At 38.1% G+C, this 20,245-nt stretch carries 20 protein-coding genes; 15 read left to right on the top strand and 5 right to left on the bottom strand.

The annotated features are described in order from the left end of the window. Positions 1–16: 16 nt before the first annotated feature. Positions 17–1,330, bottom strand: a complete 1,314-nt coding sequence (locus BM086_RS01865) for a DNA polymerase Y family protein (protein WP_092322550.1) — start codon at positions 1,328–1,330, stop codon at positions 17–19. Further along, a complete protein-coding gene (locus tag BM086_RS01860) occupies positions 1,311–2,228 on the bottom strand; it encodes a CPBP family intramembrane glutamic endopeptidase (protein ID WP_242952105.1) in 918 nt (305 codons plus the stop codon). The genes BM086_RS01865 and BM086_RS01860 overlap by 20 nt, the downstream gene beginning before the upstream one ends. Positions 2,229–2,536: 308 nt before the next feature. On the opposite strand from BM086_RS01860, the gene BM086_RS01855 reads away from it, so the two are divergent. Continuing rightward, a complete protein-coding gene (locus BM086_RS01855) occupies positions 2,537–3,316 on the top strand; it encodes a class B sortase (RefSeq protein WP_092322546.1) in 780 nt (259 codons plus the stop codon). A gap of 184 nt (positions 3,317–3,500) precedes the next feature. Beyond that, positions 3,501–4,058 (top strand): CAP domain-containing protein, encoded by a 558-nt coding sequence (locus BM086_RS01850; RefSeq protein WP_092322543.1) that lies wholly within the window; start codon positions 3,501–3,503, stop codon positions 4,056–4,058. A 144-nt stretch (positions 4,059–4,202) separates the two neighbouring features. On the opposite strand, the gene BM086_RS01845 is transcribed toward BM086_RS01850, so the two are convergent. From BM086_RS01845 to BM086_RS01835, 3 genes are all read right to left on the bottom strand, one after another. Next, positions 4,203–4,646, bottom strand: a complete 444-nt coding sequence (locus BM086_RS01845) for an aspartate carbamoyltransferase regulatory subunit (protein WP_092322538.1) — start codon at positions 4,644–4,646, stop codon at positions 4,203–4,205. A 127-nt stretch (positions 4,647–4,773) separates the two neighbouring features. Further along, the gene (gene pyrB / locus BM086_RS01840; RefSeq protein WP_330391476.1) at positions 4,774–5,730 is read right to left on the bottom strand and encodes an aspartate carbamoyltransferase; all 957 of its coding nucleotides are present in this window, start codon (positions 5,728–5,730) and stop codon (positions 4,774–4,776) included. Positions 5,731–5,818: 88 nt separating this feature from the next. Then, positions 5,819–6,727, bottom strand: a complete 909-nt coding sequence (locus tag BM086_RS01835; RefSeq protein ID WP_175560056.1) for a DUF5050 domain-containing protein — start codon at positions 6,725–6,727, stop codon at positions 5,819–5,821. Positions 6,728–7,011: 284 nt separating this feature from the next. On the opposite strand from BM086_RS01835, the gene pheA reads away from it, so the two are divergent. From pheA to thrH, 13 genes are all read left to right on the top strand, one after another. Continuing rightward, positions 7,012–8,139 carry a prephenate dehydratase gene (gene pheA / locus BM086_RS01830; protein ID WP_092322532.1) on the top strand — a complete coding sequence of 376 codons (1,128 nt, stop codon included), beginning with the start codon at positions 7,012–7,014 and terminating at the stop codon, positions 8,137–8,139. A gap of 30 nt (positions 8,140–8,169) precedes the next feature. Beyond that, entirely contained in the window at positions 8,170–9,717 is a 1,548-nt protein-coding gene (locus tag BM086_RS01825) for a Ppx/GppA phosphatase family protein (protein ID WP_092322530.1), read from the top strand. Positions 9,718–9,762: 45 nt separating this feature from the next. Further along, positions 9,763–11,916, top strand: a complete 2,154-nt coding sequence (locus tag BM086_RS01820; protein WP_092322529.1) for an RNA degradosome polyphosphate kinase — start codon at positions 9,763–9,765, stop codon at positions 11,914–11,916. Between the two features lie 114 nt (positions 11,917–12,030). After that, positions 12,031–12,618, top strand: a complete 588-nt coding sequence (locus BM086_RS01815; RefSeq protein WP_092322526.1) for a Maf family protein — start codon at positions 12,031–12,033, stop codon at positions 12,616–12,618. 13 nt (positions 12,619–12,631) lie between these two features. After that, positions 12,632–12,883 carry a glyoxalase gene (locus tag BM086_RS01810; RefSeq protein ID WP_092322523.1) on the top strand — a complete coding sequence of 84 codons (252 nt, stop codon included), beginning with the start codon at positions 12,632–12,634 and terminating at the stop codon, positions 12,881–12,883. Between the two features lie 142 nt (positions 12,884–13,025). Then, a complete protein-coding gene (locus tag BM086_RS01805) occupies positions 13,026–13,901 on the top strand; it encodes an MBOAT family O-acyltransferase (protein ID WP_092322520.1) in 876 nt (291 codons plus the stop codon). After that, a complete protein-coding gene (locus tag BM086_RS01800; RefSeq protein ID WP_092322517.1) occupies positions 13,891–14,814 on the top strand; it encodes a hypothetical protein in 924 nt (307 codons plus the stop codon). The genes BM086_RS01805 and BM086_RS01800 overlap by 11 nt, the downstream gene beginning before the upstream one ends. A 50-nt stretch (positions 14,815–14,864) precedes the next feature. Continuing rightward, positions 14,865–15,674, top strand: a complete 810-nt coding sequence (locus tag BM086_RS01795; protein ID WP_175560055.1) for a Cof-type HAD-IIB family hydrolase — start codon at positions 14,865–14,867, stop codon at positions 15,672–15,674. 97 nt (positions 15,675–15,771) lie between these two features. Further along, a complete protein-coding gene (locus tag BM086_RS01790) occupies positions 15,772–16,638 on the top strand; it encodes a PHP domain-containing protein (protein WP_092322511.1) in 867 nt (288 codons plus the stop codon). Between the two features lie 52 nt (positions 16,639–16,690). Beyond that, positions 16,691–17,425 carry a hypothetical protein gene (locus BM086_RS01785; protein WP_141107686.1) on the top strand — a complete coding sequence of 245 codons (735 nt, stop codon included), beginning with the start codon at positions 16,691–16,693 and terminating at the stop codon, positions 17,423–17,425. Next, positions 17,419–18,114 carry an ABC transporter ATP-binding protein gene (locus BM086_RS01780; protein WP_175560054.1) on the top strand — a complete coding sequence of 232 codons (696 nt, stop codon included), beginning with the start codon at positions 17,419–17,421 and terminating at the stop codon, positions 18,112–18,114. The genes BM086_RS01785 and BM086_RS01780 overlap by 7 nt, the downstream gene beginning before the upstream one ends. A gap of 90 nt (positions 18,115–18,204) precedes the next feature. Next, on the top strand, positions 18,205–19,584 hold the full coding sequence (locus BM086_RS01775) for a TrpB-like pyridoxal phosphate-dependent enzyme (protein WP_092322502.1): 1,380 nt from the start codon (positions 18,205–18,207) through the stop codon (positions 19,582–19,584). A gap of 22 nt (positions 19,585–19,606) precedes the next feature. Continuing rightward, positions 19,607–20,206 carry a bifunctional phosphoserine phosphatase/homoserine phosphotransferase ThrH gene (gene thrH, locus BM086_RS01770; RefSeq protein ID WP_092322499.1) on the top strand — a complete coding sequence of 200 codons (600 nt, stop codon included), beginning with the start codon at positions 19,607–19,609 and terminating at the stop codon, positions 20,204–20,206. Positions 20,207–20,245: the final 39 nt, after the last annotated feature.

Genomic DNA, 20,245 nt, shown 5'->3' with positions numbered 1-20,245 from the left:
AAAGCCTAAGGATAAATTATTCTTTCCTTAGGCTGCTTCCTTTTATAATGCTTCCTTTGCCGAATCTTGCATCGATTGCCTCTGACATTTTGTCAAGTTTTTTCTGACGTTCAATGCTGATCGTGTTTTCAGCATCTTTTTTTACCGATAATTCAGGATCAAATAATGATAACTGCCTGAATGAACCATCATCAAGCTTGGTTACGCCTACGCCGACAAGTCTGACTACCTCTCCCTTTACAAAAAGACCATTTTCTCCCAAAAGGAGCTTGTCCGTAAGATGTTTGGCATATTTGAAAAGAAGATTGTCATCATCAATGGAGTTGTCAAGCTGCATCTGGCAGGAATGGCGCTTGAAGCTCCCTGTCTTGACGCAGACAGTGACTGTCTTGCCATATACATGGTCCTTTTTTAGTCTTCTTGATACGCTCTGGGAGAGATGGCGCAAAATCGGGATTATGTCCTTGTCATAACTATCTGAAGTCAGGTCAGAAGAGAGCGTGGTTTCATTGGAATAGCTCTTGGCATCTTCGTATCTGTCAGAAATCACATTACTTCCATGACCGTTTGCGCTTTCGTGAATGTAATAGCCGGAGTTTTCACCGAGCAAGCCAATAAGATAGGAAAGATCTGCTTTTGCAGCATCGCCTATAGTCCTGATACCAAGTGAATTCAATCTTTCAGCTGTCGATTTTCCGCATCCGAATAAATCTCCGATAGGAAGTGGCCACATTTTTAAAGGAACTTCTTCTGGGAAAAGAGTATGAATCCTGTCTGGCTTTTGAAAATCACTTGCCATCTTTGCCAGAAGTTTGTTACAGGAGATACCCACATTAACAGTAAATCCCAGAGTATCCCTGACCTCGTTTTTTATCAGGTTTGCAATGTTAAGTGGGAATGGAAACTCTGCTGTCTCGGAATTCTTATATAGATTTCTTGTTCCTGTGATATCTACATACGCTTCATCAACTGAAACCTGTTCAATAAGAGGAGAGTATTTTTTTAGCACATTTATAAAAGCGTGAGAATACTCTTTATAGGTGGCAAAGTCAGACTGAACAAGCACAAGCTTGGGACATTTCTGAAGTGCTTTTACGACAGGTTCACCAGTTACGATTCCGTATTTCTTGGCAGGAATCGATTTTGCAGTAATGATCCCGTGTCTGCTTTTTACATCTCCCCCGACGGCGGAGGGGATTGTTCTTAGATCCACACTCCCCGGATTGTCCTTTAACATTTTGATTGCAGACCAGGAAAGAAATGCCGAATTTACATCAATATGAAAAATAATTGTTTCGTAGTTTTTATAATTATTGCTTCCAAGGGTCATAAGGTTTTACGTTCTTCTTTGAATAGATTAAGTAAACTGCTACAGAGCAGACAAGCATAACAGCTACTGCAAGAATTGTGCCTTCAAGTCCGAAGTCTACGCTGTAAGCAAAACTGTCTTTTGCTGCTGCAGCATCAAGTTTGAAAAGTGAGTAAGGAGATACGATTCCGCTGTTAGGCAGTCCGTAAATAATGTTCTGTGTGAAGTTCCAGGCTGCATGAAGCGTCATTGCGCACCATATGCTGTCCATGTAATAAACAATCAGTGAAAAGAATATTCCTGTTATAAATATATCCATTATCGCGAGGGCGCTTACTCCCGGATTTAACAGATGCAGCGCGGCAAAAAGAGTTGCATTAAGTATTATCGCAACAGCCGGGTGCCTGTAGCCCTTACGAAGTTTCTGATAAAGGAATCCCCTGCAGAGCAGTTCTTCTGCGGATGACTGTACAAACACTGCCAGGAACAGGCTTATTAATTTCAAAAGATCAAATGAATTAAAATATATACCAATGTCTTTGTGCAGGAGAGCTGCTACTGCACAAATAGAATTTGTTCCAAAACCAAGAAGAATTCCAAGGAGAAGGAATTTTACATTATTTCCAGATGGTTTTGTCCATAATGCACTTAATATAGGGCGATTTTTCTTTACTATAAAGCAGTAGAGAAGAATAAGAAGCCACATGCCGATGAAATAAAGGTATTCAACAAGGATTAAAAGGTAGCCTGTTTCATCATTCAAGACCTGATTGCGGAATGGAAGTATCACTAGTAGTTCACCTAAGCCCTGACCGAGAATCATTAGTACTGCTGAGAGTAGTAATGAGATTATGGCAGAATCAGTCCAGTGAAAAGTGTCCGCATGAATCATCTTGAAAATACTTTTTTTCTCGTTCATATTTGCCTCCATTTGTGGGGTATAAGCTAGTCGCTGTTTTTTTGCCCATGAGCAGGTATAAATGTTTGTGTTCGTCTGCGCGGTGATTTTCTAAAACTCTAATGTTACTAGTCGGATAAAAATGCGCATTGTGATGCGTATTTCGTTAGAGAATGATTCAGTAACCCTCTACAAAATAGTATACACATTGACGGAGAAATGTGACAGTGTAATTTATTCGTGATAAGATTAATTTGAAGTGATTATTACTGTGCAGTGTATTTTGTTTAACATAATTTGTGAATGATTAAGTAATAGAGGGGGATGTTATGAATCATAAAGTGTTTAAGTTTATACGAATTATTGCGATTATCATTTGCTTGGGGATAATTGCATATGAGTCGTACAAGATTTACGATGATCAGAAAGAATATGCTGTGGCTGATGAGGAGTATGAGGAGATTGAGTCACAGGCTGTTGTATGGCCGACAAAGGAGGATGAGTCTGAGGTTATTGATTATCCTCTGATACAGATTGATTTTGATAAGCTTGAGGCAATTAATCCGGATGTGGTCGCATGGATTTATTTCCCCTGCCTTGATATCAGTTATCCTGTGGTAAAAGAAAATGAAGTTGATGAGTATATTCATCTGACTTTTGACAAACAGGTAAATAAAGCGGGATGCATATATGAGGATGTGCTTAGCGACCCGGAATTCAGAGGAATGCATGACATAGTTTTTGGTCATAATATGAAGAACAAGTCAATGTTTGGAAAGTTAAAAATGCTTTACCAGGATGAGAATAAAGAGCTTTTAGAAAAAAATCCTTATGTATATGTGTATACTAAAGACTATGTTTTTCAGTACAGAGTATTTGGATATTATATAACAAAGGTGGGAAGTGAAGCTTATAAAGTAGTTGAAACTAATGATACGTATGATGAATTTTTGGAATATATTCAGCTTCATTCAGCGTATCCTCGTCCGCAGGAAGCTGACTTCTCACAAAGACCAAGTCTTCTTACACTTTCTACCTGTAGCGGTGCCTCGGGAAGCGGGAAAAGATTTGTAGTACATACGTATAAATCTGCTGCCTGGATCAGATAGTAGAGGTACTGATATATAATTTCATTCATCACTATCCGAACATGAAATAATATCTTTATTTTAGCAAAATGTTATTGTTATTTTATTGAATATGACTTTTCGTTCATGTAGGATTAAGGTAGATAAAAAATCATAGTGCGTTAGTTTGCACGCTTGATGTATTTTCTTATAGGAGAGTGATGATATGAAAAAGTTTAAGAAAGTGTTTGCAGTAACATTAGCTGTAGTAATGGCATTCACCTTCGTAGCATGCGGTTCCTCATCAAATTCAGTTATTGATGATCAGGCTGCTGTAAGAGGATTAGATGAAGGTGTTGGTGAAATTTATATTGATGATGAAGCTATTGCACTTGCAGGTTCAGCTGCATCAAGCCAGGCAGCATTAGATGCATGTCAGGCTGTATTTGCTCTTATGAATCAGGAAAGAGTTGCAAGAGGCTTAGCAGCACTTGCCTGGAGCAATGCACTTACAAATGCAGCACAGGTTAGAGCAAGTGAGATTACAACAACTTTCTCACACACAAGACCAAATGGTTCAGATTTTTGGACAGTTGATAGTAGTTGTCAGTATGGTGAGAATCTTGCTAAGAAGTACCAGTCAGCTGACAGTGTTTACACAGCTTGGATGAATTCCCCTACACATGCAGCCAACATCATGGACGGTGGCTACAAGACAGTCGGAATTGCCATCTGCCAGACCGAAGACGGAAGCTGGTACTGGGCACAGGAGTTTGGATATTAATGAGCCATGCACATAAAAATAAAAGAAGAAGTTGCCAGCTTGCTGAGCAACTTCTTTTTTTATTTTTATGTATACGGCGAAGCTGTAGCAGCGAGGAACGAAAGTTCCGAGCGTGGAATGGGCGTAAGGAAAGCTCCCACACAATTAATGCGAAGCCGCATCCCCATCACTATACTTTTCATCGCAGTATTTACAGCGATAGATTTCTTTCTTCTCATCTGCGAGATAGAATATCTGCGGCAGCTCTTGCTCAATAGAAGAGATGCACCTGGGATTATGACATTTGATAACCCCTTCAATCTGCTTTGGAAGAACCAGAGCTCTTTTCTCAATGATCTCCCCATTCTGTATTACGTTGACAGTGATGTTGTGGTCTATGAATGCCAGAACATCAAGGTCGAGAGAATCAACATCACATTCAATCTTTAATATATCCTTTTTGCCCATAGCTTTACTGCGGGCATTTTTTATTATCGCAACCGTGGAATCAAGCTTATCAAGACCAAGATGACGATAGATCTGCATGCTTTTTCCGGCCTGTATATGATCCAAAACAAAACCCTCTTCGATTTTTCCAATATTTAACATGTTCTTTTCCCTTTCTAAAGATCATTTAAGTTACTGCTTAGACATTTCGAGTAGTAACAATGAAATAACCGACTGATTAGTTCTATGGTTATTTTATCGTAAACGTCAGATTTATCTGATAGTTACTTTAGAACGTTCTCAAAAGTCCCTCGTTCATATGCGCATCAGTCATATCAAGTAGTGTCAGTATAAGAGCCATACGAACATACAGACCGTACTGTACCTGCTTAAAGTATGCGGCGCGGGGGTCATTATCTATCTCAACAGAAATCTCATTTACTCTTGGAAGGGGGTGAAGAATAAACATTTTTTCCTTGGCAAGTTCCATTTTTGCCTTATCCAGAATATAGAAATTCTTCAAGCGGATGTAATCTTCTTCGTTGAAGAAACGTTCCTTCTGAACTCTTGTCATGTAAAGAAAATCAAGGCGTGGCATTACATCTTCAAGACGGATAACTTCTTCGTAGGTTATGCCTTTGGAATCAAGCATTTCAGTTATATAATCGGGAACCTTTAATTCTTTTGGTGAAATAAAAATGAAATGAATACCGGTGTATCTTGTGAGAGCATTTATCAGAGAGTGGACAGTACGTCCGAATTTAAGATCGCCGCACAGGCCAATAGTGAAATCGGATAATTTACCATATAGTGATCTGATCGTTAACAGATCGGTTAATGTCTGAGTGGGATGTTGATGACCGCCATCGCCGGCATTGATAACAGGAATAAGAGATTTGGAAGCAGCTACCATAGGAGCACCTTCCTTAGGATGACGCATTGCACAGATATCAGCAAAACAGGAAATAACACGGATAGTATCAGCTACGCTTTCGCCCTTGGCAGCAGAGGAGGATGTGGCATCAGCAAAACCGATTGTCTTACCTCCAAGCCTTAACATAGCAGTTTCAAAACTAAGCCTTGTTCTTGTACTTGGTTCATAAAAACAGGTGGCCATTATCTTGCCATCACATTTGTGGGAGTAGTCTGCCATGTTTTTTTCTATGTCAGAAGCTACATCGAATAGAGCCTCAAGTTCTTCAACTGAGAAGTCAAGAGGGTTCATCATGTGTCTCAAATTGTTCATACCTTCTCCTCATCTTATCATTATTACTGCCAGCTATGGCTCTTTTTCCAAAAGCTGGCAGTTCAAAAGATATTATATACATATTCTGTCAGAATGTGCAAACAGAAACAGCATCGGAATTATTAATTGGCACGTGATAAAAAACGTCATCGTTTCCGTATATTTTAAAGTAAAGATACTGCGATGTAAGATGAAGACTGTTCGTTATTGCTTCGTAAATAACAATCTGATTTGAGCCGTCCACATTACATCTTTTAAGGGCTGACTGATTGCCGTTTGAATAAGCGTAGTAGATATACTGGCTGTTCATTGTGAAGCTGTCCACACGGTCTTTTGTGACAGTCTCAGTATCACCGCTTCGAATATTTGTCCTGCAGATACTGTAATTGTCTTCTCCGTTCATGTAATAAATGTATCCGTCTGTGACAACAGGATAAAAATATGAGCCAGGAAGAAAATCGGAAACGCCATCGGTTGCGGTGCTTAACCTGTGAATTCCGTGGTCTGATTTTACTCCGGTGTAATAAATGAATCCGTCATCATAGCAGGCAGGAGATACAAGTTCGTCAAGAACAACCTTTTTGTTTGATTTATCAATGCGGATCTTTCCGAGAAATCCATCTTTTTCCTTATCCTGGTAATAGATATACTTGCCGCATAACTGAAGCATGTCAACGTATTCTCTTAAAAGACAGGTCAACTTGTCACCATTTACCTTGCAGCGATAGATACCGTGCTGATTGGTGGCGCCACCAAGACCTGTAAGATTACTGGATTTTTTGGAAGAGTCCATATAAAAGAAAAGGTAGCCATTTGCTCCGCTTATGAGTTTGGTGCTCATATTGGTAATTCTTTTTACATTTGTCTCATCTACATTCATGGAATAGAGACAGTCATTGTCAGAAGGATTTGCAAAGTAAACCTTTCCATTCATCTCAAATAAGAGACCGCCGTTATGGAGGTTTCCAGCGGTGTTTCCTGTGGCGGAATCACTCATGGGGACTCGCTTGCCTGTGAGAAAATAGATATTTACGCCTATTATTAAGACGGAAAAAACTATGATGATTATGGGAAGCACTTTATTTTTCATAGAAAAATCCTTTCTTGTCGCCATTGAAAAAAATAAATTTTCAGGTACAAAATAAGCGTCTGAACATATTTGATATATGTAAAAACGACAACATAATATCTATATACTAATTATATGGTTTAGTCTTATTGCTATCAAGTTTAAAAAATAATATCATATATTCAACAGTACAATGAAAAGAGAGAAAACCCATGGATTTGAATAACTTAAGAGAAGAGATAGACAGTGTTGACAGGCAGATTGTGGATCTGTTTGAAAAAAGAATGGATATAGCCGCGCAGATAGCGGATTTTAAGATCGCGAACGGCAAAAAAGTTTTTGACAGAGAAAGAGAGATACAAAAGATTAAGTCAGTAAAAGAGCTGGCACATTCTGATTTTAATAAAGTCGGAGTTGAGGAACTGTTTTCTCAGCTTATGTCTGTAAGCAGAAAGCTTCAGTATCAGAAACTTACTCAGGCAGGTGCATCGGGAAAGCTTCCTTTTATCCCAATCGACAGTATAGATAAAGAAAACTCACGTGTATGTTACCAGGGAGCGGAAGGTTCTTATTCTGAAGCAGCTACAAAGAAATATTTTGGAGAAGATGTTAAGGCATTTCATGTTGATACCTTCCGTGATGCGATGATGGTTCTTGAAGAGGGAAGCGCAGATTATGCTGTCCTTCCGATTGAAAATTCCACAGCTGGAATAATCGGAGAAACTTACGATCTTTTAACAGATTATGAATCATATATCATTGGCGAAGAGATAATACCGATACGCCATTGTCTAATGGGAATTCAGGGAGCAAAGCTTTCTGATATAAAGACTGTTTTTTCACATCCCCAGTCACTTATGCAGAGTGCAAGGTTCTTGGCTGAACATAGTGATATCAGACAGATCAGTATGAAGAATAATGCCTTTGCTGCGAAAAAGGTGTCAGAAGATAAAGATATTTCTCAGGCTGCCATTGCAAGCTCTCTGGCGGCTAAGATTTATGGACTTGAGATAATAGAAGAGGGAATAAATCAGGCAGAATCCAATTCTACAAGATTTATTATTGTGACTAATCAGAAGGTCTTTTTAAAGGGTGCAGGGAAAATAAGCATCTGCATGGAAATACCTCATGAGGCAGGAAGCCTGTACCACATGATGTCACATTTTATTTATAATAATCTTAATATGACCAAGATAGAATCAAGACCTATAGAAGATAGAAATTTTGAGTACAGATTTTTTATTGATTTTGAAGGCAATCTTGAGGATAGCGCGGTTAAGAATGCATTAAGAGGTCTTCGTGAAGAAGCGAAGATGCTGAAGGTATTGGGAAATTACTGAAATATATAGCAAAGATGAGAGGGTTATTGTATGTTAGGAGAAGTATTTGCTGCTATAGATGTAGGTTCTTATGAAATGGCATTAAAGGTCTTTGAACTGTCTTCCAAGTCGGGAGTCAAGGAACTTGACCACGTAAGGCATCGCATGGATATAGGGAGTGAAACCTATGCAACCGGCAGTATCTCCCACAGGCACGTTGAAGAGCTTATAAGGATACTTCTTGATTTTAAGCAGATAATGAAAAGTTATGGGGTGACGCATTATCAGGCTTATGGTACAAGCGCTGTCAGGGAGACCAGAGATATCGTTGTTGTTCAGGACCTTATCGAACAAAGGACGGGCATCCATATTGATGTTCTTAGTAATTCCGAACAGAGATTTCTTGATTATAAATCCATAGCTTTGAAGCATAACAGGTTCAAGGAAATTATTGAAAAGCCAACTGCCATCGTGGATATAGGTGGGGGAAGCATACAGATTTCATTATTTGAAAAAGACAAACTGGTGGCTACGCAGAACTTAAAGACAGGTGTTCTTAGAATCCATACAACAATGGAAGAGGTTCATGCCACGAGACTTAAGTATATGGAACTGGTTTCCGAACTTGTAAATTCACAGCTATCTGTTTTTTCCAAATTGTATTTAAAGGACAGGATAATCGACAATATTATCGTAATAGATGACTATGTATCACCTCTCATACAGAGGATGGGTGTGGGCACTGAGACAGAAGGCCATGTTACAAGTCAGGAATACCATAGATTTCTTAAGCAGGCAAATTCCGTAAGCGATATTGTCGTGTCTAAAAAACTGAATATTCCAGAGGACAATGTGCCTTTACTGTATGTTTCCGGAGTTATTATAAAGTGCGTGCTTGAGGCTACAAAGGCCTCTGATATATGGGCTCCCGGAATGACACTTTGTGACGGTATAGCTTACGAGTATGCGGATAAAAAGAAATTTATAAGATCCCAACATGATTTTGAACAGGATATCGTTGCATGCGCACAGAATATCTCCAAGAGATTTATGGGCAGTAAATCGCGAAGAGAAACACTTCAGAAGATTGCGCTTACTATATTTGACTCCACAAGTGAGCTTCATGGACTATCGAGCAGAGACAGGCTGCTCTTGCAGATTGCGACCATACTTCATGACTGTGGTAAGTATATAAGTGTGGTTTATCTTGGGGACTGTTCATACAATATCATAATGTCTACAGAGATAATTGGTCTTTCACATATAGAGAGACTTATGGTTGCAAATATTGTCAGGTACAATCATGAAGAGTTTGAGTATTATGGCAGCAAGAGCAGGTTTATCGAAGGATTATCAAAAGAAGATTACCTGAGGGTGACCAAGCTTACAGCAATACTTCGTGTGGCTAACGGACTTGACAGAACTCATAAGCAGAAATTTAAGGATGTCAAAGTGGCGATAAAAGATGGCGAGATGATAATAAATGTTGATACCAGAGCGGATATTACTTTGGAAAAGGGGCTGTTTAGCAACAGGGCAGGGTTCTTTGAAGAGGTATTTGGTATCAGACCTGTGATAAGGCAAAAGAAACAGATTTAGTTAACAACAAATATAGGATTGGGTAAGCATTTTTGTGAGGGTATTATGACAAAGACAAAAGATAACAAAAAGGTTGATTTTGAAGATCCAAAGTTTTATATCAACAGAGAGCTCAGCTGGCTTCAGTTTAACGAGAGAGTTCTTTCTGAAGCTGAGGATTTAAGCAATCCGCTTTTTGAAAGGCTTAAATTCTTAAGTATTTCTGCCAGCAATCTGGATGAATTTTTTATGGTCAGGGTTGCGTCTTTGGAAGATATGATAAATGCTGATTATAAGAAGCTTGATATCGCCGGAATGACTGCAAAGCAGCAGCTTAGTGAAGTTCTCTTAGCAGTGCATGAATTTGTGACCAATCAGTATGAGATTTATAACAATCAGCTTGTTCCTGCTCTTTTTAAACAGGGACTTATCATATGTAAAAAGGAAGATCTTTCGGGAAAAGATTCTGATTTTGTTGACAGCTATTTTGATGAGTTCGTATATCCTGTATTGACGCCAATGGCAGTTGATTCCTCAAGGCCGTTTCCACTTATAAGAAATAAGACACTTAATATAGGTGCGCTGTTAAAGAAAAAAGAGGGTAAGGATGACGTTGAATTTGCAACTGTGCAGGTTCCAAACGTGCTTCCGAGAATTATAGAGATTCCGGGAAACAATAAAGAAAATCAGCCTAAAAAGATCATCTTCCTTGAAGAAATCATTCAGAAAAATGTTTCAAAGCTGTTCCTTAATTATGATGTGCTTACCTGCTCACCTTACAGAGTTGGAAGAAATGCAGACCTTTCAATTGATGAAGATGAAGCTGAGGATCTTCTTAAAGAAATCGAGAAACAGATAAAGAGAAGACAGTGGGGACAGGCAATAAGGCTTGAAGTCGAAAAAGGCACTAATTCCAGGCTTCTTCGTTTTATTGCAAAAGAACTGGCTGTTGAGGATAACGAGATCTATAGTATAGACGGACCTCTTGATCTTACGTTTCTGATGAAGATGTATAAGCTTGAAGGATTTGACGACTGCAAGGAGCACAGATATAAATCACCGCAGATGGTACCTGAATTTATGGACGATGACAATGTATTTGATGTCATAAGCCGCGGTGATATTCTTATGCATCACCCCTATGAGACGTTTGAAAATGTTGTTAAGTTTGTAGAGAAGGCAGCTGTTGATCCGAGCGTTCTTGCCATCAAGCAGACTCTGTACAGGGTAAGTGGAAATTCACCTATCATTGCTGCGCTTGCCAAGGCAGCAGATAACGGTAAACAGGTAACTGTTCTTGTTGAGCTCAAGGCAAGATTTGATGAGGAGAACAACATTGTATGGGCTAAGATGCTTGAAAAAGCAGGCTGCCATGTTATATATGGTCTTGTGGGACTTAAGACTCACTGCAAGATCACACTTGTTGTAAGACGCGAAGAGGATGGAATAAAAAGATATGTCCACCTTGCTACAGGTAACTATAATGATTCAACAGCCAAGCAATATACTGATGTAGGTCTTTTCACCTGCGCACCTGCATTTGGTGAGGATGCAACAGCTGTATTCAATATGCTGTCAGGTTACTCTGAACCGCTTGGGTGGAATAAGCTCTCCCTTGCTCCATTGTGGTTAAAGGACAGGATACTTGACCTTATTAAAAGAGAGGAAAGCCATGCACTGGCGGGAGAGCCGGCAAGGATTGTGGCTAAGATGAATTCAATCTGCCACAAGGAAGTAATCGCTGAATTATATAGAGCAAGCAGTATGGGAGTTAAGATAGACCTGATTGTTAGGGGAATATGCTGTCTAAGGACAGGAATACCCGGGGTCAGTGACAATATTACTGTAAGGTCTATCGTTGGTAATTTCCTTGAGCATAGCCGTATCTTCTATTTTGAGAACGGTGGAAGTCCTGAGTTTTACTGTAGCAGCGCTGACTGGATGCCTCGAAATCTTGAGAGGCGAGTAGAGATTCTTTTCCCGGTTGAAAATGAAAAGCTCAGGCAGAAATTGTGGCATATCCTTGATACAGAGCTTAGGGATACCGATAAGGCCCATGTGATGAATGACCAGGGAATATATGTTAAACCTGATCTAAAGTCAGTTGAAATCGCAGACAGAGTTAATTCCCAGATGATATTCGGAGAAGAAGCTGAAAGAAATGCTAAAGTCATGAGTTCTCAAAATACAAGGGTTTTCATTCCTGAGATGAAGGTGTAAAATGTTCCACGGATTTTAAAGAAAGCGCAAATTAGTTACAGGAGTGAGTTTCATGCTAGTGAACCGTGACTAAAGTGCAGGCTTTCGCAGTAATGTAAGGAAGGTAAGTATTTAATGAGATATGTTTTAGCTTCAGGATCGCCAAGACGTAAGGAGCTTCTTCAGAAAGTGATTCCTGAATATGAAGTAATACCGGCGCAGGGAGAAGAAAATTCTGATTGCATTGAGCCGGATAAGCTGGTAGAAGAGCTTTCTTTTCAAAAAGCTTCCGAGATTTTTCACAAAATTTTTACGAATGATACAGATAGACTGGTTGTAATCGGTGCAGACACCGTTGTATCATATAATCGTAGGGTACTTGGAAAGCCTAAGGACAGGCAGGACGCAGTAGATATGATTAAGAATCTTTCAGGTGATACGCATGCCGTATATACAGGCGTTACAGTGTATTACACCGGGGAAGATGGTAAAGAGCAGAGCTTTACATTCAGTGAAGAGACTCTTGTTGACGTTGAGAAGATGTCAGATGAAGAGATAGAAAGCTATGTTGCTACAGGAGAGCCGGATGACAAGGCTGGCGGTTATGGAGTGCAGGGACTTTTTGCTATCTTTATAAAGGGCATCAGAGGCGATTATTACAACGTGGTTGGGCTTCCTATAGCCAGACTCTATAAGGAAATGAAAATTCATAATTTGTTGTGATTTGGAGGTTTTTATGCACGAGTTCGACGAGGCTGTTCTCAGATGTTTTTTGGAAAATCAGGGGCAGCTATTTCCTGAGGATGTAGCTGAGAATGAGGAAGAAGCGGAAGCATTCCTTGAAGACTGCATGGCAGTGGTTGTTGATGGCGTTGAAGAGGTAGAGGAATACTTTGAGGAAGAAGGCATCGATGTGGAAGGAAATGTCCTTGATGCTGACGAAGTATTTGATATTGGCGACGGTCGTTACCTTATAGTTGAGGGATAATTTACGTGATAAAAAGAGCTTTCATCTGGTTCTTGATTTGAGAACAGGTGAAAGCTTTTTTTCAGTTGAAATATAAAACTCCTATTGAATAAAAATAATGTATAATGGAAAAGTATGAAAAAAGCTTTAAGGAGCATTGAAGATGCCTGTTTATACCAAACTGTTTTTAGTTTTTTTTCTGCTTGTATACTTTTCCTATTATGCGGTTATTCATATCTTTAGAAAAAATGAGCATTTAGCTTATAAACTTTCAAATATTCTTTTACTGATTTCCAGCATGGCTTTTTATGCTTATTCCGGAGTAAGGTTCTTAATAGTCCTGCTATTATTTGGAGCAGTCGCATATATATCCGGTATTGTCTTAAGCAGGGTATCCACTAAGTTTAGAAAATTATTTACATTTTTGTTTATATTTATAGAAATTCTCCCAATATGCTTATATAGGATTATAGGCCTTTATCTTAATATTGCCGGCAAGAACGGACCTGTTTCTGTGCTTGGTCTTTCTTTTTTCTCGCTTCAGATTGTTACCTATACTTATGGCGTATATGCAAATAGGATTGATGCTGAAAAGAGTATTCTGAGTGTCATGTTGTTTGCTTGCTTTTTCCCATGTGTCTCAAGCGGACCGATTCAGAGGGCAGAAAAACTGCTTCCTCAGATAAGAAAAAGAAGAGTATTTGATTATGACAGTTCAGCAGACGGGCTAAAGCTTCTTGCTTTTGGTTATTTCAAAAAGCTGGTACTGGCTGATAATCTTGCTGTCTATATTCAGAGTGTAAGAAATGATTATGCACAGGCTTATGCCCTTGCTGTGCTTCTTAGTGTTATTCTTTATTCATTTCAGCTATACCTTGATTTTTCGGGGTATTCCGATATTGTTACAGGCTGCGCAAAGACGTTTGGCTTTGACCTGGGTAAGAATTTTGATCATCCCTATTTATCAAGATCAGTTTCTGAGTTTTGGGGAAGATGGCATATATCGCTTAGTAGTTGGCTGAGGGATTTTGTTTATTAAAACTAAGTATATTCTGGAACACAAAGAAAAGTTCAATGCATTTTTGTTTGGCTCTTCAAGGATGGCAAATCTTCCTTTGGAGGGACTTCCTAAAGTGACGGAAGATGGAACAAAGCTTAATTGGTACAATATGACATATGCCATGGGAGCGCCGGAAGAAAATTATAATACCATAAAAACCTTTGTGGAAGAGGGAGTAAAGATAGATGAGCTGATCATTATGATCGACGAGATATCTATGTGGAAAAATGCTACAGACAGTCTTGATAATCCTATATACTCAACCTACCAGACTTATCAGAGATCGCCATTAAAATTCTTTTATTCGTATATTAAGCTAAAACCTGTGTATAAGCTTCTTCCTGATATAATAAAAAATGATCTTGGCCTAAAAGATAAAGCTTTAAAAGAACTGTTTTATGACTATGGAGTGGATATAAAAAATACAGACCTTACAATTGGTGATGACACTGAAATGTATGATTCAGAAAGATCCCTTCCATATTCGGAGGAAAGCCATGCAGTGTCTGCAATGGAGGAACTGGTAAAGCTCTGTGAAGAGAATAATATAAAACTTGTAGTGATCACTACTCCAATACTGGAATCAACCTATAGGGAAGGGGTTGAAAACGGCTACCTTGATTTTCTGACTGATGTATCTGAATATACGGAATTTTATCTGTTTTCCGGTTTAAATGAGTACACTACAAGAGCAAAGTATTATTTTGATTCATCACATTTTAAGCCCTATGTAGGCCTTGAGATGGAGAAAGTTCTTTTTGCTGATGAAGAAATAAGAAATGAAGCGATAAAAAATGCTGAAAGTGTCAGCGAAGAAATCTCTTTTGGAATGAAGGTAAATAGTGCTAATATAAATGAAGTTGTCGCTGTATTAAGAAAAGAACTTGAATGATGCATATGTGTTTTTACATGCATTTTGCAAGTTGTAGAAAGAGGAAAAATTTGGGAAAAAAGATATTCTTTTTTGATCTGGATGGAACACTTCTTGATAAGGAGAAGAAGATTACTGATAAGACGATGGAGGCTCTTAAAAAGTTTACGGATGTCGGGAATCATTTCTGTATAAACACAGGAAGAGCCATAGACAGTGCAATGTCTGTTTATAATGGTCTTGGACTTGATTTTAAGGGAAGCTTTATTGGTGGTTCAAATGGAACTGAAATTTACAGTGTTGACGAAAAACGTTATGTTTACAAGACAGGAGTTCCCCTTGAACTTGTTCCGAAGATTCTTGATCTTGCTGATAATTATGGTGTTCACTGCCATACCTATAATGAGACGCATATAGTTTCAAGACACAACGGAGAGTGCATGGATTATTACAGGAGGGTGATAAAGACGCCTTTGATAGTTACAGATGATGTCATGAAGGAATTAGTAAATCCGCCTTCAAAGATGATCTCAATCGAACTTCACGACCATGAAAAGCAGGAGCGCTTTAGAATGGCGCTTCAGGAAATGGTAGGGGATAAGCTGACGCTTCTTTATTCTAATCCCTACTATATGGAAATCTTTCCATCGGAAGCGGGCAAGGGCAGCGTGGTACAAAGACTTGCCGATTATCTTGGGATTGATGTAAAAGATACCTATGCAGCCGGAGATGAACAGAATGATATCTCAATGATAGAGGCAGCAGGCTGCGGTATAGCCATGATAAATGCAACCGATCTGGTTAAAAAAAGCGCAGATGTGATAACAAAACTGGATAATAATAATGATGGGCTGGCCGAGTTTATTCTCGGGGCGATGTAAATAAAGATGATGTAAAGTGATTTTACGGATTGTTCAGTGCAATGCGTTTCCACAATCTGTGAGATCATATAAAAAAGAAATTTGGATTGGAGCTTATATGAGACAAATAGATCTGCATACACATTCAACATGTTCTGATGGTTCTTTTTCCGTAAAAGAGCTTATGGACTATGCACATGAAAAGAATCTAGCTGCAATAGCGCTTACCGACCATGACACGGTAAAGGGCGATGAAGAGGCGGAAAACTATGTTAAAGAAAACTATCCTGATATGGAATTTATTCCCGGAATTGAATTTTCTACTGTTAATGAGGGTAAAGATGTTCATATCGTTGGATTGTACATTAACTATAAGGATGAAAAGTTTCTTGGAAGACTAAATGATTTCATGAATTCCAGAGTTGAAAGAAACAGGAAGATGTGCAAAAAGCTTACAGAGGAAGCTAATCTTCCAATTTCTTATGAGGAGCTTACAGAGGCCTTTCCAAATACTGTAATAACAAGAGCGCATTACGCTAAATTAATGCTTGAAAAGGGCTATGTTAACAGCAGACAGGAAGTTTTTGACAGATATATAGGTGATAACTGCCCATATTATGTGCCAAGAGAGAATATTTCTCCTGAGCAGGCTATTGAAGCCATTATTGAAAATGGCGGTGTGCCAATCTTAGCTCACCCTGTTCTCTATCATATGAGTGATGCAAAGCTTGATGCACTTGTAAAGCGCCTTGTAGATGCAGGCCTAAAAGGGTTGGAAGCAATCTATACAACTTACGAAGCCTATGAAGAACGCCAAATGAAGGAACTTGCAGCAAAATATAATCTTGTAATTAGTGGAGGTTCTGATTTTCATGGCATAAATAAAAAAGATATTGACCTTGGGGTAGGTCATGGAAATCTTTTTGTGCCAGAGGGAATCATTTTGCATATCGGAAAGGTGTGTAATAAACAACAAAATATTTAAAACTATTTATTAAAAATATATTAAAAAGTTATAAATAAAATGTAAAAAAATATTGACAGTTGTTGGTGGAATATTGATTTTCGTTGTTGTGTTTATTGCATTTTCAGTAATTTATTTCATTATTACTTATATACTATATGCAAGAAATAGAAGAAAAATAATTGTAAATAAAACAAAAAGATTATTGAAAACACGATTTAAAACAAATACGGTATTCAGAAAATGGATGGTGAAGCATCATGTTGTTGAGATAATCTATTATGGGTGGATATACAGATATTCATCATTTGATGGAATATTCTGCAAAATAATAGTTATAGTGATTGGTATATGCGTAGCTTTACAAAATTTTAGACATGAATTTTCATTTGCTATTTTTTTTGTTTTGTTTTTAATTCTTACATTTACAGATGACAATTATTGGAAAAAGGAAATTACAAATACTATTTTTTTAAAAATCAATGGCATACATTTTTATCATTATTTCTTTCTTAATGTAGTAAGTGCTGTTTTTTTTCATATTATTGTTGTTTCTTTAATGTTTGCGATTGCTGTTAAGAGTATAGCAGAAATTGCAGCATTTATTTTTTTGGCGATTTTTTTAGTACTTTATTGGACAATAGTATATATTTATCTATATTTATCGAGTATTAGCGATTTTGAGTTTGCAAAACAATTATTTTTGTTTGCTATGTTAGTTGTTGAATTTATTCCTTTAGTGAATATTTTTATGGAAATATATTTGTTTATTAAGTTAAAAAAAATATGGGGGCAAAGGCATTGTTAGAAGTAAAAAGGGTGAGCAAGCTTTACTCTGAGCAAGCTGGAATTAAAGACATTTCGTTTACTCTTGAAAAAGGAAATATTGTTGCATTGATTGGGCCTAATGGCTCAGGAAAGACTACGCTTTTAAATATATTAGCTGGTGTTCTTGAAAGCGATTCTGGCGAAGTTTTTATTGATGGAGAAAAGAATGTTGACATTTGTGTAAGAAGGAATATTGGTTATTTACCAGATAAATTGATTATTAATCCTCAAACAAGAGTAATTGATTTATTGAATGTCATATCGGATTATAAATTTAATGGTGATTATAAGACACAAATTGAAAGATATATAGACTTGTATTGTATCAATGATTGCATAAATAAGAAGTTTGGTGATTTATCCATGGGGCTACAAAAGAAAGTAGGAATAATAATAGCGTTTATGGGAACACCCAAATTGATTATATTAGATGAACCTACGAATGGTATGGATACACATGGAATTTTGCAATTAAAGAATAGTATTCTAGAAGCAAAGGGTAACGGGAGTACTATTATTATTTCAAGCCATATTTTAGATTTTGTTAATGCAATTACTGAACAGAGTTATTTTTTAAAAAATATGGAGTTAAATACTGTAGTTAATAACAATGAAAATTTAGAAAATGTTTATAGAAAATTGTATCTTGAAAGTGAAAATGTCATGTGAATACGCTTAATGCGGGCTTGACAGTTATTAAAAATTTGTGCTTTAATAAGTTAAATTACTAAAGAAAAAAGTTTTGGGGAGAGTTTTTTTATGAGCGAAGAATTGAAAATTCCATATAAGATTTATTTGAGCGAGGATGAAATTCCTAAACAGTGGTACAACGTCAGAGCTGACATGAAGAACAAGCCTGCGCCACTTCTTAATCCTGCAACATTACAGCCAATGGGCTTTGAAGACCTCAGACCTGTTTTTTGCGATGAGCTTATCAAACAGGAACTTGATGACACAACTCCTTACATTGACATTCCGCAGGAAATCAGAGATTTCTATAAAATGTACAGACCTGCGCCACTTGTAAGAGCGTACTGCCTTGAAAAAGCCCTTGGTACACCTGCAAAGATTTATTACAAATTTGAAGGTAACAATACAAGTGGAAGCCATAAGCTTAATTCAGCTATAGTTCAGGCTTATTATGCAAAGAAACAGGGCCTTAAGGGTGTTACCACAGAGACAGGAGCAGGTCAGTGGGGAACAGCTCTTTCTATGGCATCTGCTTATCTAGGAATTGACTGTAAGGTATATATGGTTAAGGTTTCATATGAGCAGAAACCTTTCAGACGTGAAGTAATGCGCACGTATGGCGCAAGTGTAACTCCTTCACCTTCTATGGATACTGAAATTGGACGCAAAATCAACGCTGATCATCCAGGAACAACAGGTTCACTTGGATGCGCAATTTCTGAAGCTGTTGAAGTTGCTACCAAGACAGAAGGATACAGATATGTTCTTGGAAGCGTGCTTAACCAGGTACTTCTTCACCAGACAGTTATTGGTCTTGAGGCAAAGGCTGCACTTGATAAATATAATGTTACACCTGATATCATCATTGGATGCGCAGGTGGTGGTTCAAACCTTGGAGGTCTTATTTCACCGTTTATGGGTGAAAAGCTTCGCGGCGAGAAGGATTACAGAATAATTGCTGTTGAGCCTGCAAGCTGCCCAAGTTTTACAAGAGGCAGATTTGCGTATGACTTCTGCGATACAGGAATGGTTTGCCCTCTTGCTAAGATGTATACTCTTGGAAGCAACTTTATTCCATCAGCAAACCATGCCGGCGGACTTCGTTATCACGGAATGAGCCCAATCCTTTCACAGCTTTATCATGATGGCTATCTTGAGGCAATTTCAGTAGAGCAGACTTCTGTATTTGCAGCAGCTCAGCAGTTTGCAAGAGTAGAGGGAATCCTTCCTGCACCTGAGAGCAGCCATGCTATCAGAGCAGCAATCGATGAGGCACTTAAGTGCAAGAAAACAGGTGAGGAAAAGACAATTCTCTTTGGACTTACAGGAACAGGCTATTTTGATATGGTTGCTTATCAGAAGTTCAATGATGGAGAGATGTCAGATTACATTCCTACAGATGAAGAACTTGAAAAGAGCTTTGCTACACTTCCAAATGTAAATCTGTAAGAAGAGGTTATGAGGATAGAATATGAATATAGTATGTTTAGATCTTGAAGGTGTTTTAGTTCCTGAAATCTGGATTGCTTTTGCAGAGGCAAGCGGCATTCCTGAACTTAAGAAAACTACCAGAGATGAACCTGACTACAATAAACTTATGAACTGGAGAATTGGAATACTTAAGGAACATGGACTTGGACTTAAGGAAATTCAGCAGACAATAGCTAAGATTGATCCACTTCCGGGAGCGAAGGAATTTCTTGATGAACTTCGTAAGACTACACAGGTTATCATTATTAGCGATACATTCACACAGTTTGCAACACCTCTTATGGAGAAGCTTGGCTGGCCTACAATTTTCTGCAATTCACTTGAAGTGGCAGAAAGCGGTGAGATTACAGGCTTTAAAATGCGTATAGAGAATTCTAAGCTTACGACTGTTAAGGCTCTTCAGTCAATCGGTTATGATACAATAGCAAGCGGTGATAGCTACAATGACCTTGCTATGATCCAGGCTTCAAAGGCAGGATTTTTATTTAGGACTACTGATAAGATCAAAGAGGACTACCCGCAGCTTCAAGCTTTTGAGGAATATGATGATCTTTTAAAGGCTATTAAAGAAAAACTGTAACCGGGGAAAAATTTATAAAAAATCCGTTATTTTGTAAAA

It is taken from the genome of Butyrivibrio sp. YAB3001, assembly GCF_900112195.1.
Classification (GTDB): Bacteria; Bacillota; Clostridia; order Lachnospirales; family Lachnospiraceae; genus Butyrivibrio.
The sequence above is the reverse complement of the archived record's forward strand: the minus strand, read 5'-3'. Positions and strand labels throughout refer to the sequence as shown.

Bases quoted from the DNA above. Each gene is read 5' to 3' on its own strand.
- BM086_RS01775 (WP_092322502.1), top strand. From the start codon at position 18,205: ATGAGCGAAGAATTGAAAATTCCATATAAGATTTATTTGAGCGAGGAT.
- BM086_RS01860 (WP_242952105.1), bottom strand. From the start codon at position 2,228: ATGAACGAGAAAAAAAGTATTTTCAAGATGATTCATGCGGACACTTTT.
- BM086_RS01820 (WP_092322529.1), top strand. From the start codon at position 9,763: ATGACAAAGACAAAAGATAACAAAAAGGTTGATTTTGAAGATCCAAAG.
- BM086_RS01825 (WP_092322530.1), top strand. From the start codon at position 8,170: ATGTTAGGAGAAGTATTTGCTGCTATAGATGTAGGTTCTTATGAAATG.
- BM086_RS01865 (WP_092322550.1), bottom strand. From the start codon at position 1,330: ATGACCCTTGGAAGCAATAATTATAAAAACTACGAAACAATTATTTTT.
- BM086_RS01790 (WP_092322511.1), top strand. From the start codon at position 15,772: ATGAGACAAATAGATCTGCATACACATTCAACATGTTCTGATGGTTCT.
- thrH (WP_092322499.1), top strand. From the start codon at position 19,607: ATGAATATAGTATGTTTAGATCTTGAAGGTGTTTTAGTTCCTGAAATC.
- BM086_RS01805 (WP_092322520.1), top strand. From the start codon at position 13,026: ATGCCTGTTTATACCAAACTGTTTTTAGTTTTTTTTCTGCTTGTATAC.
- pyrB (WP_330391476.1), bottom strand. From the start codon at position 5,730: ATGAACAATTTGAGACACATGATGAACCCTCTTGACTTCTCAGTTGAA.
- pheA (WP_092322532.1), top strand. From the start codon at position 7,012: ATGGATTTGAATAACTTAAGAGAAGAGATAGACAGTGTTGACAGGCAG.
- BM086_RS01855 (WP_092322546.1), top strand. From the start codon at position 2,537: ATGAATCATAAAGTGTTTAAGTTTATACGAATTATTGCGATTATCATT.
- BM086_RS01845 (WP_092322538.1), bottom strand. From the start codon at position 4,646: ATGTTAAATATTGGAAAAATCGAAGAGGGTTTTGTTTTGGATCATATA.
- BM086_RS01850 (WP_092322543.1), top strand. From the start codon at position 3,501: ATGAAAAAGTTTAAGAAAGTGTTTGCAGTAACATTAGCTGTAGTAATG.
- BM086_RS01835 (WP_175560056.1), bottom strand. From the start codon at position 6,727: ATGAGTGATTCCGCCACAGGAAACACCGCTGGAAACCTCCATAACGGC.
- BM086_RS01815 (WP_092322526.1), top strand. From the start codon at position 12,031: ATGAGATATGTTTTAGCTTCAGGATCGCCAAGACGTAAGGAGCTTCTT.
- BM086_RS01810 (WP_092322523.1), top strand. From the start codon at position 12,632: ATGCACGAGTTCGACGAGGCTGTTCTCAGATGTTTTTTGGAAAATCAG.